The sequence below is a fragment of the Microbacterium sp. che218 genome, assembly GCF_040436305.1.
GTDB lineage: Bacteria > Actinomycetota > Actinomycetes > Actinomycetales > Microbacteriaceae > Microbacterium > Microbacterium algihabitans.
In genome coordinates, this window is sequence record NZ_AP031501.1 from 2,282,281 (window position 1) to 2,299,505 (window position 17,225).

17 protein-coding genes are annotated in these 17,225 nt (G+C 71.0%); 11 read left to right on the forward strand and 6 right to left on the reverse strand.

The window, feature by feature from the left end:
* Nucleotides 1–231: 231 nt before the first annotated feature.
* The 3 genes from ABXS86_RS10780 to ABXS86_RS10790 all read left to right on the forward strand — a co-directional run bounded on the left by ABXS86_RS10780 (nt 232) and on the right by ABXS86_RS10790 (nt 3,217).
* Complete coding sequence (locus ABXS86_RS10780; RefSeq protein ID WP_353664440.1) at nt 232–1,383, forward strand: acyltransferase family protein; 1,152 nt, start codon at nt 232–234, stop codon at nt 1,381–1,383.
* A gap of 9 nt (nt 1,384–1,392) precedes the next feature.
* Nucleotides 1,393–1,545, forward strand: coding sequence for a hypothetical protein (locus ABXS86_RS10785; protein WP_307207422.1), 153 nt, complete (start codon nt 1,393–1,395; stop codon nt 1,543–1,545).
* A gap of 118 nt (nt 1,546–1,663) precedes the next feature.
* The gene (locus tag ABXS86_RS10790) at nt 1,664–3,217 is read left to right on the forward strand and encodes an SDR family NAD(P)-dependent oxidoreductase (RefSeq protein ID WP_409988219.1); all 1,554 of its coding nucleotides are present in this window, start codon (nt 1,664–1,666) and stop codon (nt 3,215–3,217) included.
* 265 nt (nt 3,218–3,482) lie between these two features.
* Here ABXS86_RS10790 and ABXS86_RS10795 read toward each other — a convergent pair whose 3' ends face one another.
* Nucleotides 3,483–3,893, reverse strand: coding sequence for an NUDIX hydrolase (locus tag ABXS86_RS10795; RefSeq protein ID WP_353664442.1), 411 nt, complete (start codon nt 3,891–3,893; stop codon nt 3,483–3,485).
* 131 nt (nt 3,894–4,024) lie between these two features.
* Between ABXS86_RS10795 and ABXS86_RS10800 the strand changes: the two genes are divergently transcribed.
* A complete protein-coding gene (locus tag ABXS86_RS10800; RefSeq protein WP_353664443.1) occupies nt 4,025–4,354 on the forward strand; it encodes an LPXTG cell wall anchor domain-containing protein in 330 nt (109 codons plus the stop codon).
* A gap of 76 nt (nt 4,355–4,430) precedes the next feature.
* On the opposite strand, the gene ABXS86_RS10805 is transcribed toward ABXS86_RS10800, so the two are convergent.
* The gene (locus ABXS86_RS10805) at nt 4,431–5,096 is read right to left on the reverse strand and encodes a hypothetical protein (protein ID WP_353664444.1); all 666 of its coding nucleotides are present in this window, start codon (nt 5,094–5,096) and stop codon (nt 4,431–4,433) included.
* 123 nt (nt 5,097–5,219) lie between these two features.
* On the opposite strand from ABXS86_RS10805, the gene ABXS86_RS10810 reads away from it, so the two are divergent.
* The 5 genes from ABXS86_RS10810 (at nt 5,220) to ABXS86_RS10830 (ending at nt 10,801) form a co-directional block, all read left to right on the forward strand.
* Nucleotides 5,220–6,437, forward strand: coding sequence for a HupE/UreJ family protein (locus tag ABXS86_RS10810; RefSeq protein ID WP_353664445.1), 1,218 nt, complete (start codon nt 5,220–5,222; stop codon nt 6,435–6,437).
* Nucleotides 6,438–6,565: 128 nt separating this feature from the next.
* Nucleotides 6,566–8,557: a metallophosphoesterase family protein gene (locus ABXS86_RS10815; protein ID WP_353664446.1), complete on the forward strand. Its 1,992-nt coding sequence runs from the start codon at nt 6,566–6,568 to the stop codon at nt 8,555–8,557.
* A 62-nt stretch (nt 8,558–8,619) separates the two neighbouring features.
* Nucleotides 8,620–9,696 carry a WxL protein peptidoglycan domain-containing protein gene (locus tag ABXS86_RS10820; protein WP_353664447.1) on the forward strand — a complete coding sequence of 359 codons (1,077 nt, stop codon included), beginning with the start codon at nt 8,620–8,622 and terminating at the stop codon, nt 9,694–9,696.
* 83 nt (nt 9,697–9,779) lie between these two features.
* A complete protein-coding gene (locus tag ABXS86_RS10825; RefSeq protein ID WP_353664448.1) occupies nt 9,780–10,412 on the forward strand; it encodes an acyl-CoA synthetase in 633 nt (210 codons plus the stop codon).
* Complete coding sequence (locus tag ABXS86_RS10830; protein ID WP_353664449.1) at nt 10,409–10,801, forward strand: amino acid transporter; 393 nt, start codon at nt 10,409–10,411, stop codon at nt 10,799–10,801. The genes ABXS86_RS10825 and ABXS86_RS10830 overlap by 4 nt, the downstream gene beginning before the upstream one ends.
* A 12-nt stretch (nt 10,802–10,813) precedes the next feature.
* Here ABXS86_RS10830 and ABXS86_RS10835 read toward each other — a convergent pair whose 3' ends face one another.
* The 4 genes from ABXS86_RS10835 to ABXS86_RS10850 form a co-directional block, all read right to left on the reverse strand.
* Entirely contained in the window at nt 10,814–11,854 is a 1,041-nt protein-coding gene (locus tag ABXS86_RS10835; RefSeq protein ID WP_353664450.1) for a zinc-dependent alcohol dehydrogenase family protein, read from the reverse strand.
* A 205-nt stretch (nt 11,855–12,059) separates the two neighbouring features.
* Nucleotides 12,060–13,439, reverse strand: a complete 1,380-nt coding sequence (gene purB, locus ABXS86_RS10840) for an adenylosuccinate lyase (protein WP_353664451.1) — start codon at nt 13,437–13,439, stop codon at nt 12,060–12,062.
* A 26-nt stretch (nt 13,440–13,465) separates the two neighbouring features.
* A complete protein-coding gene (locus ABXS86_RS10845) occupies nt 13,466–13,972 on the reverse strand; it encodes a low molecular weight protein-tyrosine-phosphatase (protein ID WP_144831221.1) in 507 nt (168 codons plus the stop codon).
* 34 nt (nt 13,973–14,006) lie between these two features.
* Nucleotides 14,007–14,411 (reverse strand): phage holin family protein, encoded by a 405-nt coding sequence (locus ABXS86_RS10850; protein WP_307207403.1) that lies wholly within the window; start codon nt 14,409–14,411, stop codon nt 14,007–14,009.
* Nucleotides 14,412–14,471: 60 nt separating this feature from the next.
* Here ABXS86_RS10850 and ABXS86_RS10855 point away from each other — a divergent pair, with 60 nt between their 5' ends.
* Together ABXS86_RS10855 and ABXS86_RS10860 are read left to right on the forward strand one after the other, a co-directional pair.
* Complete coding sequence (locus tag ABXS86_RS10855) at nt 14,472–15,560, forward strand: histidinol-phosphate transaminase (protein WP_353664452.1); 1,089 nt, start codon at nt 14,472–14,474, stop codon at nt 15,558–15,560.
* 531 nt (nt 15,561–16,091) lie between these two features.
* Complete coding sequence (locus ABXS86_RS10860) at nt 16,092–17,222, forward strand: thiamine pyrophosphate-dependent enzyme (protein WP_353664453.1); 1,131 nt, start codon at nt 16,092–16,094, stop codon at nt 17,220–17,222.
* The last annotated feature ends 3 nt before the right edge of the window (nt 17,223–17,225 follow it).

A 17,225-nucleotide genomic window follows, 5' to 3' on the forward strand; every position in this document is an offset into this window, starting at 1 on the left:
CCCTCAGCCGTCATCGGATCAGCCAGGATATCCGGTGACTCCGCCGTGATCACCCCGGGTCGATCGGTTCCCGTCAAGCCCCTGCCCTCCCAGGCTCTTCATCGGGCGAACGGAGTACGGTCTCCACCGGTCTGCGCGACCCGGTGCGCTCAGGTCGGCTCCACAGGTGTCGTCGACGAGCGGATCATCGCGCGTGTTTCGACGACGGAGGAGGCGGTCACCATCACCACCATGACGGCTCCCGTGGCGACCGCTCGGGTCGCGGCATCCGCCCCCTTCGCCCAGGTGCGGAATCTCCCCTCGCTGACGGGGCTGCGCTGGGCGACGGCGATGCTGATCTTCGGGCACCACCTCATGGCTGTCGAATACTTCGGCGGCCCCGCGGGAACGGTGTGGGCCTTCGTCTTCGAGGCCGGCAAGACCGGGGTGACGCTCTTCTTCATCCTCTCGGGCTTCGTGCTGGCGTGGGGATTCAAGCCGCAGCAGAGCGCCGGATCGTTCTGGTGGCACCGCTTCGCCCGCATCTACCCCCTGCACGTCGTCGGCGTCGGGCTCGCCCTGATCGCCGCAGCCACCCTCGTGCCCGAGATCCGCACCGACGGCGCCGCCCCGCTCGCGGCCAATCTGCTGCTGGTCAACGGCTGGGTGCCCGACTGGTGGCAGGCCGGCAACCCCGCGAGCTGGTCGCTGGTGTGCGAGGCGTTCTTCTACCTCAGCTTCCCGTTCCTCATCCGCCCCCTCGTGCGCATGTCGAACTGTGCCAAGGTCATCACGGTCGGCGTGGCCCTCGCGCTCGTCGCCCTGGCCCCGCAGATCGCCGCGCTGTCGCCGGTGCCGATGTCGTCGGCATCCACCCCTCTGCTCCGCCTGCCCGAGTTCGTACTCGGCGTCACCCTCGCGCTGCTCGTGAAGAGCGGGGCATGGATGCCGCTGCGGCTGCGCTACACCGTGCCGCTGGCCGTCGTCGGGTACGCGCTGTCGGAGGCCCCCGCCGTGCCCGGCACCGACGTGCACCCGGGGCTCGCCGCGACCGTCGGCTTCTTCGCCCTGCTGGTCGCTTCGCTCGCCGTCGCGGACGCCCGGGGACGATCGACCTTCCTCGCCCGCCCGCTGTGGCAGGAGCTCGGCCGCGTGTCGTTCGCCTTCTACCTCGTGCACCTGCTGGTGATCGCGTCGGTGTCGTCGGCGTGGCCCGAAGGGCATCCCGAACTGCCGTGGCGCCAGGCCGTACCGCTCGCGCTCGCCGCGTTCGGTATCGCGCTGGGACTCGCGTTCGCGATGCACCGGTGGGTCGAGATCCCCGCGCAGCGCTGGCTGCTGCGGTACGACCCGTCGCGGCGGGCGACGGCCCCCTCGGTCGGCGCGGCGGAGGCCGTTCGCTAGGCTCGCGCCATGATGCTCGGCGGCGCACACGCGCTCATCCTCCTGCTCGTCTGGATCATCGGCATCGCCGTGATCGGCGCTGCTCTGTACTTCGTGGTGCGCCTCGCGGTGCTGCACGCGCTGAAGGCGCACACGCGCTGGGTCGAGGGCGGGCAGCGCTGACGCCACGGCGGCGTGTGTCACGAGAACAGGAAGCGCGACGAGAACAGGCCGATCCGCAACGGATCGCCCTGTTCTCGTGACATTTCCTGTTCTGGTGCCAGGCGCGGGCGGCGGAGTGATGAGTCGCTCCCAGGTCCATGGCCCGTTCAGCAAGGCCTCGGTACACTTCCCTGTGCCCGAAACACCGCTGAACCCCGACCGCGACACGTCGCCCGCGGCGTCGCGGTCGAACGCGATCGACCCCGACGAGCTCGAGATCGCGCTGCGCGTCATCGACGCCGCCTCCTCGCTCGAACCCGAAGACCCCGCCTACATCGCGCTGCGCCGCCAGACCGGCAAGCTCTACAAAGACGTCAAGCGCCAGTCGCGCAAAGAGAAACGCCAGCGCATCGCGGATGCCGACCGCGCCGTCGTCGCCGCCACCGCGACCGGCGCCGCCGACCGCATCGACGACGAGACCCGCGGCATCCCGCTGCAGGCCCGCACGGAGATGCCGTTCGCCGGAGAGCTCATCAAGGCCCGCGCCTGCTACATCTGCAAGCAGGACTACACGCTCGTCGACGCGTTCTACCACCAGCTCTGCCCCGACTGCGCGGCGATGAGCCACGAGAAGCGCGACGCACGCACCGACCTCACCGGCAAGCGCGCCCTGCTCACCGGCGGCCGCGCCAAGATCGGCATGTACATCGCCCTGCGCCTGCTGCGCGACGGCGCTCACACCACCATCACCACGCGCTTCCCGCGCGACGCGGTGCGTCGCTTCTCGTCGCTGCCCGACAGCGCCGACTGGCTGCACCGCCTCAAGGTGGTCGGCATCGACCTGCGCGACCCCGCCCAGGTGATCGGGCTCGCCGAGTCGGTGGAGGCCGACGGCCCCCTCGACATCCTCATCAACAACGCAGCGCAAACCGTGCGCCGCTCGCCCGGCGCCTACAAGCCGCTCGTCGACGCCGAGCTCGCGCCGCTCCCCGACGGCCCCCTGCCCGAGCTGCTCACCTTCGGCCACACCAACGATGCGCACCCGTTGGCGCTGGCACAGTCGGTGTCGGCGCACCCGATCCTCGCTTCGGCCGCCCGCACCGCCGACGAACTGACCGCCGAGGCCATGGCCGCGGGATCCTCCTCGCTCGAGCGCCTGCTCACCGGAACCGCGATCGACGCGGGCGGGCTCATCCCCGACGAAGACCGCATCAACAGCTGGACGCAGCACGTCGACCAGGTCGAGCCCCTCGAGATGCTCGAGGTGCAGTTGGCCAACATGACCGCGCCGTTCCTGCTCGTCAGCCGCCTGCGGCCGGCGATGGCGGCATCCACCGCGAAGCGCAAGTACATCGTCAACGTCTCGGCGATGGAGGGCGTGTTCGGCCGCGGATACAAGGGCCCCGGCCACCCCCACACCAACATGGCCAAGGCCGCGCTGAACATGCTGACGCGCACGAGCGCGCGCGAGATGTTCGAGACCGACGGCATCCTGATGACCGCCGTCGACACCGGCTGGATCACCGACGAGCGCCCGCACTTCACCAAGGTGCGCCTAGCCGAGGAGGGCTTCCACGCCCCGCTCGACCTCGTCGACGGCGCGGCCCGCGTGTACGACCCGATCGTGCGCGGCGAGGCCGGCGAAGACCTGTTCGGCATCTTCTTGAAGGACTACCGCAAGAGCTCCTGGTGAGCTGACGCGCGGGGTCGCTCGCGCCTGCTCGCGCGGGGCACCGCCCGCTCGCGCTCGGCGCGCGCGAACGGCGTGTCCTGGACACTCGAGGGGGTGTCGGGCGCGGGGCATGTTGAGCGTCCAAGACACGCCGCATCCGGCGCGCACGAACGGCGTGTTCTGGACACTCAACAGGAGGGGGCGACCCCGGCGTGAGGGGGCCGGGCGGCGGCGGGCGACGCGCGGGCCCGTCGGCGGGGCGGCGCGGCCCCCGGCGCGCAGCGGGTCAGCCCGCGGGCAGGAAGAACTCGCGGGCGAGCGGGGCGATCTCGATCCCGGATGCCGTCGCGGCGGTGACCCAGCGGAGCTCGGCGATCTCGGCATCCGGAACCGGCTCCTGATCGCCGATGTTCACCCGGAACACGTCGGCGACCACCTCGAAGCCCGGCTCGTTCGCGGCGCTGGCGGAGAACTCGCCCAGCGACTCGAGGGCGTCGGGGCTCACCCGCAGTCCCACCTCCTCAGCGAGTTCACGCGCGAGGGTTTCGGCCGGCGTTTCACCCTCTTCGGGTTTGCCTCCGGGCTGCATGAACGCCGTCGTCCCGGCCTTCCGTACGACCAGAAGGCGGCCGTCGCCGTCGGTGATCACCGCGGCCGAGACTCTGATGCGGCGAGGGGCGGTGGCATCCGGATTCACCCCCGCACGCTAGCACCCGAGGTCACGACGCACCTGCCGCGGCGGGGCGTCAGGCGTTCGTTCACCGCTCACCGTCCGGTCGCCGCCCGATCACCTCGCTGCGTCAGGCTCTCGTGCGGAAGGGGGGTTCGATGAACCTCGCACGAACGACGGCGGTGGTGCTCGCGGCATCCGCCCTGTGGATACCCGTGGGCGCGCTCACCGTGCCGGCCGACGATCCCGGCGGCGACTCGATGATCATCCAGGTGCAGGTGCCGCAGCGCTCCGACGTTCCCGCCTCTCCGGCCCCGACGGAGCCCACGCGCACGCCGCCCGCGACGACGATCCCGGATGCCGCGCACCCCCGCCCCGAGACCCTTCCGGCCACGGGAGCAGAGGTCGCCGTGCTGGGTGCCGCCCTCGCCCTGGCCGCGGTCGTGACCGGGGCGGTCGTCCGCGCGCGTCGACGCTCGCGCGCCTGAGTCACGAGCCCCGCGTCGCGCGCCTGAGCCGCGGGCTTCGGAGACGCGAGCCCCCGCCGCGCGAGCCCGGGGCTCTTCAGCCGATCCAGAGCACGATGCCGCGTAGGCCCGTGAGCACCGCGGCGACCCCCGCGCGCACCGCGGCCGCGGATCGCTCCGCCGTGAACGAGGCCGGGTCGTAGGCGGAGGCCGTGCCGAGGCCCTCGCCGCGGTAGGCGGCGCCGGTCCAGTCGACGGCGGTGACGTTCTCGGTCGGCTCGGCGAGCTCGGCGCCGACGACGAGGAACTGCCGGTCGAGGTGGTTCGCGGTCACCGTCGCGAGGGGATCGACCAGCGCGTCGCCCGCGCTGATGATGAGGTCGGGGTTGAGGTCCATCGCCCGCACGATCCCGTCGATCATGTCGTCGTCGGCGTGCACGACACGCAGGTCGGCCCTCGTCTCGCTCGCCCAGTCCTCGATCGCGGTGACGAGGGTCGCGGTGAGGGCGTCGTCTCCGACGGTCAGCAGCACCACGCGGTACCCGGCGGGGGCGGTCACGCCGCTCCACGATCCCGGGGTCGGCGAGATCGTCGACTCGGGTGCCGGGGTCGTGGCGGGGACGAACCCCGGAGCGGGTGCGCCGATCGCCGCCGGAGCGGGGCGGGTCTCGGGCCACCCGGCATCCGTCGAGCACCCCGCCAGCGCGAGCACCGCCGCCGCCGTGATCGTGAGGACGGCCGCGGTCGGGACTCTGAGATGCACCCGCTCACCCTGGACCAGCCGGGTGGCGCGCAGGAGAACGACGGTCGCACGTTCCGTTTCCGTTCGCCCCACCGCGGGCAACCGTTCATGACGGGCGCGCACCATCGCCGCGGAAAGGTGTTCATGTCGCTTCTCGTCCGACGCGTGCTCACGCGTCTGCTGTTCCTCGCCGCCCTCGTCTCGGCACTGTTGTATCTCGCCGGTCCCGTGTGGGCCCACGGCTTCCAGTCGGTGGTCTACGCCGATCTCTCGGGCGACGGCCCGGGGGTGGTGCGCACGCAGCTGCAGCTCGAGTACGACCTCCTCGTGGTCTCGGCCGCCGACGCCGAGCGCGACGACCCGCTCTTCCAGGAGGGCACGGCGGCGTTCGAGTCGGGAGACGCCGACCAGCAGGCGGCTGCTCTGGTCGCCCACCACGACACGGTCGCCGCCTACGTCACGAAGCGGTTCGAGATCACCGCCGCCGGAAAGGCGTGCACCGCGCGGATGACCGATGACATCTCGATGACCCGGCAGGACGGGGTCCCGTACGCCGTCCTCACCCTCGAAGACACCTGCCCGCCGTCGGAGAACGGCCACGACATCGCTTCGGGCCTGTTCCCGGATGCCGAGGGCTTCGTGTCCGACACGAAGACGATCCTCACCTTCTCGCTCGACCTGCACGAGGGCAGCACGGTGCTCGACGCGGAGCACCCGTCGTTCTCCACCGCGCAGACGACGCTCGAGCGGTTCTGGGAGTTCTTCCGCCTCGGGGCGGAGCACCTGCTGACCGGGATCGACCACATCCTGTTCCTGCTCGCGCTCATCGTCGGCTCGCGGCGCCTGCGCGAGATCGTGATCGCGGCGACGACCTTCACGATCGCGCACTCGGTGACCTTCATCCTGGCCGCGACCGGGGTGATCGCCGCGCCCCCCGAGGTCGTCGAGCCCACCATCGCCCTGTCGATCGCGGTGGTCGGCGCCTGGTACCTCTGGCGGCTGTGGCGCCGCGGCGAGGTCGATCAAGACCTCTTGAAGGCGCACGGCTTCCTCCGCCTCGACCGTGCGGGGTGGCTGCGGGTGGGCGTCGTGTTCGTGTTCGGGCTGGTGCACGGACTCGGCTTCGCCTCAGCCCTCGGCATCGACGAGCCCTGGTCGTGGACGCTGCTGTGGTCGCTGCTGGTGTTCAACGTCGGCATCGAGGCCGTGCAGATCGGCATCATCGTGGTCGTCTTCCCGCTGCTGGTGCTGCTGCGCCGCCGCGCTCCGCGCATCGGCATGTGGGCGAGCGCCCTCCTGGCGATCGCCGTCACCCTCGCGGGGCTCGTCTGGTTCGTGCAGCGCGTGCTCGGCATCGAGTGACGGTGTTGTCGCTTCGGATACGTGTGCTGGGTCACGCATTCACGTGCGCGTCACCCAGCGGGCGGAGCGTGGGGTGCGCTCCCGACCGGTGAGCGCACCAGAGCCCCCCTCGAAAGAAACGGACACCCATGTTCCTCACCGCATCGACGTCGCACGGGACGCACACGCGTCGCCGTGTCTCGTGGATCGCAGCCGCCGCCGTCGGCGCTTCGCTCGTCCTCGCGGGCACAGCGACCGTCCCGGCGGCGATGGCCGACACCACGGCCACCCTCTCCGGCGTCATCCTCGGTGTCGGAGCCGACGAGTCGCAGCGCATCGTCACGTGGTACTCCTCCGCCGACACGGCGCAGACGGTGCAGATCGCGCCGACCTCGGCCGTGGCGAACGGCCAGTTCCCCGCATCGGCGACGACCTTCTCGGCATCCGGAACCGCCAACATCGCCTCCAGCGGCGGCTTCAACCGTCACGCCACGATCACGGGCCTCGCCGAGAACACGGCCTACTCGTACCGCGTCGGCTCCGACGGCAACTGGTCGAGCACGTACACCTTCACGACGCAGTCGTTCGAGGGCGACTACGACTTCCTGTTCTTCGGCGACCCGCAGATCGGTTCGTCGGGCGACATCGCGAAAGACCAGGCCGGCTGGCAGGACACGATGAACGTCGCGGTCTCGGCCAACCCGAACGCCGAGATGCTCGTCTCGGGTGGCGACCAGGTCGACTCCGCCAACCGCGAAGACCAGTGGAACGCCTTCCTCGCCCCCGACGCGCTGCGCCAGATCCCGTGGGCGGCCACGATCGGAAACCACGACGTGGGCGGCAAGGCCTACGAGCAGCACCTGTACACCCCCAACACCGATCGCTCCGGCGCCTACTACCGCAAGGGCTCGGGCAGCATCGGCACCGAGTCGGGCGGTGACTACTGGTTCATCTACAAGGACGTCCTGTACATCGACCTGAACAGCAACAGCTACGCCACCTCGCAGGGCGGCGGCGGCGACGACGCGCACATCTCGTACGTCACCGACGTCGTGAACACGCACGGGGCGGATGCCAAGTACACGGTGCTCGTGTACCACCACGCGATCTACTCGCCGGCGGATCACGCGAAAGACTCCGACAACAAGGTCCGTCGCACCGACTTCCCGACCGCGTTCTCGAAGCTCGGCGTCGACCTCGTGCTCCAGGGTCACGACCACAGCTACTCGCGCTCGTACGAGATCAAGAACGGCGCCAAGGCGAACGCCGACGAGAAGCCCGGCCAGGACGAGGTCTTCGAGGGCCCCGGCGGCGTCGTGTACGTCACTGCCAACACGGCATCCGGATCGAAGTACTACGACATCACCTCGCCCGACAACAGCGGCACCAGCGGAGCAGGGAACGGCGCCGACCCGCTCAACCCGGCCAACTACTGGTACAACTCCGTGCAGAACCAGGAGCACGTGCGCACGTACGTCAAGGTCCAGGTCAAGAAGGACCAGCTCGTCGTGCAGAACATCCGCTCCGGAACCTGCGCCGCACCCAACGCGGCCGTCGAGCTGAACAAGGTGCTGTGGTGCGGCCCCGAGAACGGCACGAAGCCCGCCGAGGCCGTGGGCTCGATCCAGGACGAGGTCACCATCCACCCCAACCACGGCGACGGTCAGGACATCCAGGTCGACGTCCCCACGGGCGCTCCCGGTGAGTTCGGATGGACCATCAACGGTCACAACGGCCTGGTCGACATGGGCACGGCCGAAGAGAAGAACCTGCAGTACTTCGAGGCGACCGGACAGATCAACCCCATCACGGTGACCGACACCCGCGCGAGCAAGTCGCCGTGGTCGGTCTCGGCCTCGGTGGGCGACTTCGTCGACAACGGCAAGACGTTCACGGGCTCGTACCTCGGCTGGGCGCCGAAGGTCGTCACCCCGGGTGCCGGTGCCACCGCCGGTGACGCGATCGGCTCGGGCTACGACGGCGGTGACGGTCTGGCCGTCTCGCGCGTGCTCGGCTCGGCCGCCGCGGGTCACGACCGCAGCGCCGGTGTCGTCGGCGCCGACCTCGACCTGAAGATCCCCAACACCATCGACAAGGGAAGCTACCGCGCGACCCTGACCCTCACCGCGCTGGCCGGCTGACCAGCGAACAGCGCCGGCGGGGAGTTCCGCTCCCCGCCGGCGTCCCACCCGAAGGACCTGCCATGACCCGTCTCCCCCTTCTCGCGCAGTCGTTGCGCCGCACCGCCGCCACCGCGCTCGCCGCCGCGCTGATCGGCGGCGCCGCGCTCAGCGCCTCGCCCGCCCTGGCCGCCACCGACGACGTGACCTGGACCGTGCGCACCTCGTCGAACGCGCTGGGCGCCGACCGCACGAACTACAGCTACACGCTCAACCCCGGTGGCCACCTCGACGACGGCATCGTCGTCGCCAACCGCGGCACCGAGACCGTCGAGCTCGACGTGTACGCGGCCGACGGGTACACGACCACGACGGGTGCCCTCGATTTGCGCATCGCGGGCGAGCAGTCGGTCGGCGTCGGCGCGTGGATCACCGTGCCGCAGCGCCACGTGTCGGTCCCGGCCGGTCAGAGCGTCGACGTGCCCTTCTCGGTCGACGTGCCCGCGAACGCGACCCCCGGCGACTACGCCGGCGGGGTCGTCACCTCGCTCACGGTCGCCGACGCCTCGACAGGCGTCAACGTCGATCGTCGCCTCGGCATCCGCACCGGCATCCGCGTCGGGGGAGACCTCGCCCCCGCGCTCGCCGTCGACGACCTCCGCGTCGACTGGGACGGCGGCGTCATCCCCTTCCTGACCGGCGATGCGACGGTGCACTACCGCCTGCACAACACCGGCAACGTCTCGCTCGGTGCTGACGAGACCGACGCCGTCACCGGCCCCTTCGGCATCGCCCGCACCGAGGCTGTCCCCGAGTCGGCGGCGCCCGTGCTGCTGCCCGGCGAGTCGTGGGAGCGCGACGTGCGCGTTCCGGCGGTCGCCGCCATGGGCATGCTGATCGCCTCGACCACGGCGACGCCGATCGTCACGGATGCCGCCGGCTCCATCTCGACGCTCGATCCGATCACCGTCTCCACCACCGGGTGGGCGGTGCCCTGGCCCCTGCTGCTCGTGCTCGCCCTGATCATCGCCGCCGCGGTCTTCGGCCCGCGCCTGCTGCGCGAGCGTCGCCGTCGCCGTCAGCAGGCCGAGGACGAGCGCGTCGCCGCGGCGGTCGAACGCACCCTGGCCGAGCAGCGGGAGCGCGAACTCGTCGACTGATTCGACGTCGAGCGTCCACATATTCGCCACAGGTGCCGAGGAATAGACTGGATCGCATCGACACCGTCTCTTCGGGGCCCTCCGTGACCACTCCTTCTTCCGCTCGCGCCTTCGACGCGCGACACGTTCAGTTGGCGCGCGCCCTTTTCGCGGCGCTCGCGGCGACGATGATCACGTTCTCGGGAGACCACTCGGCGGCGCTCGGCCTGAGCGTCTTCTCGGGCTTCGCCCTCGCGACCGGCCTCGTCTTCGGGCTCTCCGCCTGGCTCGTCTCCCCGGCAGGGCAACGCGTGACGCCCGTCCTTCTCGCGGTCGTGTCGGTGCTCGCGGGCCTGGTGGCCAGCGTCACCACCTGGCGCACGACGGGCCTCTTCTTCGGTGTCGTCGTCGCCTGGGCGCTGCTGTCCGGACTCGTCGAACTCATCGGCGCGGTCCGCGACCGCAAGGCGGGCCGCACGGCGGGCGTGCGCGACGGCGTGCTCATCGGCATCGTGACCCTCGTCCTGGGGGCGGCGCTTCTGCTGCCGTTCCAGCAGTACGCACTCGACTACAGCATCGCCGGCGCGGGGTCGTTCACCCTCACCGGCATCACCATCGCCGTAGGACTCTTCGGCGGGTACGCGGCGGTCGTCGCCGTGTTCCTCGCGATCGCCGGCTTCTCGCCTCGTCGCCCCGAACCCGTTCCGGCCGCATCCCCCGAGGAGGCCGCGTCGTGACCGACAAGCCCGCCGACAAGCCCACCACCCGTCGCGACCTGATGAAGCCCGTTCAGCTTCTCGGCCTCGCCTTCATCGCGGCGCTGTTCGCGGGTTTCGTCACGCTGATGTCGATGGGCTTCTTCCAGACGCGTCCCGCCGACGAGATCCAGCGCGCCCTCGTCGTCGGCCTCGTCGCCGCCGGCGCGACGTTCATCATCACGCTCGTCTCGCTCGCGCTGCTGCTGCTCGCCGTCGACCCCTCGAAGGTGACCGCGACGGTCGATCGTCCGCTGCTGCTTCCGAAGGACGCTCCGGATGCCGCGGCACCCGGCGCCTCCGCGACGACCGAGGCCCCGGCGAAGCCCGCCGCCTCGACCGACAGCACCCCCGAGGCGCCGAAGGCCTGACCCCGACCGCCGCTACGCGCGGCGCGGGTCGATCATCGTCATGCCCGCGGGCGACGCCGAGTCCATCGTGGGCAGCAGGTCGGCCGCTTCGCCGAGTCCGACGACGCGCTCGATGAGCTCCTGCGGGCGCAGGGCGCCGCTCTCGATGAGCGACAACATCTCGGGGTAGTCCGCGGCGGCCATGCCGTGGCTGCCGAGCAGGTCGAGCTCCCACGCGATGACGCGGGCCATCGGCATCCGGGTCATTCCGTCGTCGGTGGGCAGGAGGCCGATCTGCACGTGACGGCCGCGGCGGCGCAGGCTCAGCACGGCGTCGCGCGCGGTCTGGGCGCTGCCGACCGCGTCGACCGAGACGTGGCTTCCGCCGCCGGTGATCTCGTGCACGGCGGCGGGGATGTCGGCGCCATCGGCCACCACCACGTGCTCGGCGCCGAGTCGTTTCGCTGCCTCGAGGGCGGCGGCCGTGCGGTCGACGGCGATGACGCGTGCGCCGAGCGCCACGCCGATCATCACAGCGCTGAGGCCCACCCCGCCCGCGCCGACCACGGTGATCCACTCGCCGGCCTGCACGCGCGCGCGTCCGGTCAGCGCGCGGTACGCCGTGGCGAAGCGGCAGCCGAGGGCCGCGGCGGCCTCGAACGACACGTCATCCGGAATCCGCACGACGTTCGTGTCGGCCGCGCGCAGCACCACGCGCTCGGCGAAGCTGCCCCACTGCGTGAAGCCGGGTTGCTGCTGGTCGGGGCACACCTGCGCGTTGCCGCTCAGGCACCACTCGCACGCCCCGCACCCCATGACGAACGGCACCGTCACACGGTCGCCGACGCTCCAGCGCTGAACGCCCGCGCCGACCTCGACGATCAGTCCGGCCAGTTCGTGCCCCGGAACGTGGGGCAGGGCGACGTCGTCGTGCCCGACCCAGGCGTGCCAGTCGCTCTTGCACAGGCCCGTCGCGTGCACCTCGACGACCACGCCGCCGTCGGGCGCCGTGGGGGACTCGACCTCCCGCACCTCGAGCGGTTCGGCCAGGGCGTCCATGATCATCGCGCGCACGGCATCTATTCTGCCGCGTCGGCTCCCGCGGCATCCGCGTGCCCGGGGTGTGCGTTCGACAGGTTGTCGCGCCCACACTCAACGCGAAGGCGAGCGCCGGGTCGCCGTTACCCGTTGAGTGTCCAGGACACGCCGCACCGGGCGCGAGCGTGCGGCGTGTGGTGGACACTCAACCGGGCATGGCGCCCGGCACGCACGGGGCGGGTTACAGCGCGTCGACCACCTGCGACGCCAGGCCCGCGTAGGCGGCGGGAGTCAGCGCGAGCAGGCGCTGCTTCGCGGCGTCGCCGATGTCGAGGCCGCGCACGAACTCCGCGAGCTCGGGCCCGCCGACGCGGCGTCCGCGCGTGAGGTCTTTCAGCAGGGCGTACGGGTCGGTGATCTGCGAGCGACCCGCGGCGATCTCGGCGCGCACGACGGTCTGGATCGCCTCGGCGAGCACTTCCCAGTTCACGTCGAGGTCGGCCAGCAGCACGTCTTCGGCGAGCGAGATCTCGGTCAGACCCCGCTGCAGGTTGTCGAGCGCGAGCAGCGAGTGGCCGAAGGCGACGCCGATGTTGCGCTGGGTCGTGGAGTCGGTGAGGTCGCGCTGCATGCGGCTGGTGACGAGGGTGGATGCCAGGGTGCCGAACAATCCGCCGGCGATCTCGAGGTTCGCCTCGGCGTTCTCGAAGCGGATCGGGTTGATCTTGTGCGGCATCGTCGACGAACCGGTGGCTCCCGCGACGGGGATCTGGGTGAAGTACCCGAGCGAGATGTAGGTCCAGATGTCGGTGGCGAGGTTGTGCAGGATGCCGCCAGCGTGACGCGCGCGGTCGTACAGCTCGACCTGCCAGTCGTGCGATTCGATCTGCGTGGTGACCGGGTTGAAGCCCAGGCCGAGCGACTCGATGAACTCCCGCGTCAGCTCGGGCCAGTCGACGTCGGGCTCGGCGGCGACGTGCGCCGACCAGGTGCCGGTGGCACCCGAGAACTTCGCGAGGTACTCCCCGGCGTCGAGCTGACGGATGACGCGCTCGAGGCGCCACGCGAACACGCCGATCTCTTTGCCCATCGTGGTGGGCGTGGCGGGCTGGCCGTGCGTGCGTGAGAGCATCGCGGCGTCGCGGTGCTGCTGCGCGAGCTCGGTGAGGGCGGCGGTGACCGAGCGGAGCTTCGGCAGCCACACGCGCTCGACCGCGCGCTGCACGGTGAGGGCGTAGGCGGTGGAGTTGATGTCTTCGCTCGTGCACGCGAAGTGGGTCAGCTCGGCGAGGGCGGTGAGGCCCAGGGTGTCGAGGCGGTCGCGCACGAGGTACTCGACGGCCTTGACGTCGTGGCGGGTGACCGCCTCTTTCTCTTTCAGCCACGCGATCTCGTCGGCGCCGAACTCCTCGTAGAGGGCGCGCAGGCGCGCACGGTCGGCGTCGGAGACGGGGGAGGTGCCGAAGAGCGACCGGTCGGTGAGGGCGAGCAGCCACTCGACCTCGACCTCGACGCGGGCGCGGTTGAGTCCGGCCTCCGACAGGTAGTCGCCGAGTTCTGCGACGGTGGCGAAATAGCGGCCGTCGAGCGGGCTGAGGGGCTGCGGGGGCAGAGAGGACACGGGTCTCCCGGTGGTCGCGCGAGCGGTCAGCTCGCGGAACGGATGGCGGGCTCGAGCTGCCGGAACAGGGCCCTGCTGGCGCGTTCGATCATACCGAGCACCTCGTCGAACATCGGCGGCCCGGCGTAGTAGGGGTCGGGCACGTCGAGGGTCTCGGCGTCGGGGAGGAACGACTGCAGCAGAGCGATCTTGTCGGCGTCGTCGTCGTCGCGGGCCCAGCCGCGCAGGACGCGCTCGTGGCTGCGGTCGAGGGCGACGACGAGGTCGTTGCGCTCGAAGTCGGAGTACTGGAACTGCCGCGCGCGATGCGCGGATCCGTCGTATCCGAGGCGGTCGAGGGCGGCGAGCGTGCGATGGTCGGCGCGCTCGCCCACGTGCCAGTCGCCGGTGCCCGCGGAGCTCGAGACCACGTGGGAGCCGAGGCCCGTGGCATCCGCGATCCGACGGAAGACGACTTCGGCCATGGGGGAGCGACAGATGTTGCCGCTGCAGACGAACACGACGCGGAAGGGCGCGTCGGGATTCGCAGTCATCCCTCCATCATGGCGGGGATGCGCCCCCAGCGCATCAGCGGCGATCGCGCTCTTCGCGCCGTGGCCGGAACAGGCCGCCCAGCAGCGCGTTGATGATGCCGATCAGAAGAGCGGCGACGACCGTGAGCCAGAACTCCCCGGTGCGCAGGCCCCAGTCCCAGTTCTCGGTGATGATCGCCGTCAGCCACAGCAGGAAGCCGTTGATGACGAGCGAGATGAGCCCGAGCGTGAGGATGTAGAGCGGGAACGCGACGATCTTCACCACCGTGCCGACGATGGTGTTGACCAGCGCGAAGATGAGCCCGACCAGCAGCACGGTGAGCAGCACCTGCAGCCACTCGCCCGGGGCGAACGGGATGAGCCGCACCTGCAGAGCGGGCAGCAGCGTGACGATCCAGATGGCGAAGGCGTTGACGGCGACGCGGACGACGAAGCGCATGGCCCCATCGTGGCACGCACCCCTGACATCGGCAGCCCCCGCCCGGTTAGGCTCGCGGATGTGAGTGAAGAGTCGGTTCTGCCCCGCATCCGCCCCGAGATCGCCGCGCTGCCCGCGTACCGGCAGGGCCGCCAGGCGAGCCCCGACGCGTTCAAGCTCTCGAGCAACGAGAACCCCTTCGAACCGCTCCCCGGCGTTCTCGACGCGGTGCGGGCCACGGGGGCCTTCAACCGGTATCCGGATGCCACGGCCTCGCGCCTGCGCGAGCGTCTCGCCGCACGGTACGGCGTCTCGCCCGACGAGGTGCACGTCGCCGCCGGCAGCGTGTCGATCCTCGCCCAGCTGCTGCTGGCCACCTCGGGCCCCGGCGACGAGGTCGTCTACGCCTGGCGCTCGTTCGAGGCCTACCCCTCGCTCGTCGCGGTGTCGGGGGCGACGAGCGTGCAGGTGCCGCTGACCGCCGACGCGCGTCACGACCTGCCCGCGATGGCCGCCGCGATCACCGACCGCACGCGTCTGGTGATCGTCTGCAGCCCCAACAACCCCACCGGCCCCACCGTCGGCTACGACGAGTTCGCCGCGTTCGTCGACGAGGTGCCGCGCGACGTGCTGATCGTGCTCGACGAGGCGTACGCCGAGTTCGTCACCGACGCGACCTCGGTCGAGGGCGGCCGCGTGCGCGCGGTGCTCGCCCGGCCCAACATCGTGATGCTCCGCACCTTCTCGAAGGCCTACGGGCTGGCGGGCCTGCGCGTCGGCTACGCGATCGGTCACACGCGCGTGCTCGACGCCGCGCGCAGCACCGCCATTCCGCTGTCGGTCACCGCGGCCGGTGAGGCGGCGGCGCTGGCCAGCCTCGACGCCGAGAGCGAGCTTCTGCACCGCGTCTCGGTCATCGCCGAGCGCCGCGACCGACTGGTCGACCGCCTGCGCGAGAGCGGCTGGGACGTCCCCGACGCGCAGGGCAACTTCGTCTGGCTCGCGGCGGGCGAGCGCACGCTCGAGGTCGCCGCGGCGTTCGAGGAGGCGGGCCTGATCGTGCGTCCGTTCGCGGGAGACGGCATCCGCATCTCGATCGGCGAAGAAGAGTCGCTCGACCGCGTGGTCGAGGTCGCCGCCGCGACGGCCCCGCGCCGCACAGGTCCCTGAGCTTGTCGAAGGGCCCGAGACCCGCGGAGGCCGCGGTGGCTTCGATAGGCTCAGCCACCTCGCCGTCCGAGGTCCCTGAGCTTGTCGAAGGGTCCGGGACCCGCGGTGCCCCGGTGGCTTCGACAGGCTCAGCCACCTCGCCGTCCGAGGTCCCTGAGCTTGTCGAAGGGCCCGAGACCCGCGGTGCCCCGGTGGCTTCGACAGGCTCAGCCACCTCGCGCTCAAAGGTCCCTGAGCTTGTCGAAGGGCCCGGGACCCGCGGAGGCCGCGGTGGCTTCGACAGGCTCAGCCACCTCGCCGTCCGAGGTCCCTGAGCTTGTCGAAGGGCCCGACACCCGCTGTGCCCCGGTGGCTTCGACATGCTCAGCCACCTCGCGCTCAAAGGTCCCTGAGCTTGTCGAAGGGCCCGGGACCCGCAGAGGCCCCGGCGGCGCAGCACGGCCTCTCTTTGTCCGACCTCCACGCCGAATCGCGGCATCCGTTGTGCACCTCATGCGGTCTCGCGCATAGGTCGCGCGTTAGCGTGGGTTCATGACCCCGCTCGACGACCCCGCTCTCGTGCGCGTTCTGGCAGCCGACGGCACGCTGGCGCCCACGCCCGCCGCCGAGCGCTACCTGCCGCTCATCGACGCCCTGACCGACGCCGAACTCGAGACCTTCTACCGCGACATGGTCTCGATCCGCGCGTTCGACGTGCAGGCCACCAACCTGCAGCGCCAGGGGCAGCTCGCCCTGTGGCCGCCGTCCTTCGGGCAAGAGGCCGCGCAGGTCGGCTCCGCTCGTGCGGCCCGCGCGCAGGATCACGTCTTCCCCTCGTACCGCGAGCACGTGGTCACCCGCATCCGCGGCGTCGACCCGCTCGACATCATCCGCCTCATGCGCGGACTCACCCACGGCGGGTGGGACCCGACAGACCCCAAGAACGGCAACACGCACATCTACACGCTCGTGCTCGGTGCGCAGACGCTGCACGCCACGGGCCTGGCGATGGGCCTGGTGTTCGACGGCAAGAGCGGCACCGGAGACCCCGAGCGCGACGAGGCCGTGATCGTCTACTACGGCGACGGCGCCTCGAGCCAGGGCGACGTGCACGAGGCCATGGTCTTCGCCGCGAGCTTCCAGACCCCCGAGGTGTTCTTCCTGCAGAACAACCAGTGGGCCATCTCGGTGCCGGTCGCGACGCAGTCGCGCTCGCCGCTGTACAAGCGCGGTGAGGGCTACGGCATCCCGAGCCTGCAGGTCGACGGCAACGACGTGCTCGCGAGCTACGCCGTGTCGAAGCTCGCCCTCGACGAGGCGCGCGCCGGCGGCGGTCCCCGCGCGATCGAGGCGATGACCTACCGCATGGGCGCGCACACCACGAGCGACGACCCCACCAAGTACCGCACCTCCGACGAAGAGAAGGCGTGGGCGCAGCGCGACCCGATCGCCCGCATGCGCGCCTACCTCGAAGGCCGCGGCGCCCCGCAGCAGTTCTTCGACGACGCGGATGCCGAGGGCGCGGCCCTCGCCGACGACGTGCGCGTGCGCACGAACGAGCTCGGCGGCATCCCGCGCGTGCACATGTTCGAGAGCGTGTACTCCGAAGCCCACGCGCTGATCGCCGAGGAGCAGCGCTGGCTCGACGACTACGAGGCCTCGATGGAAGGGGGCGCGCAGTGACCG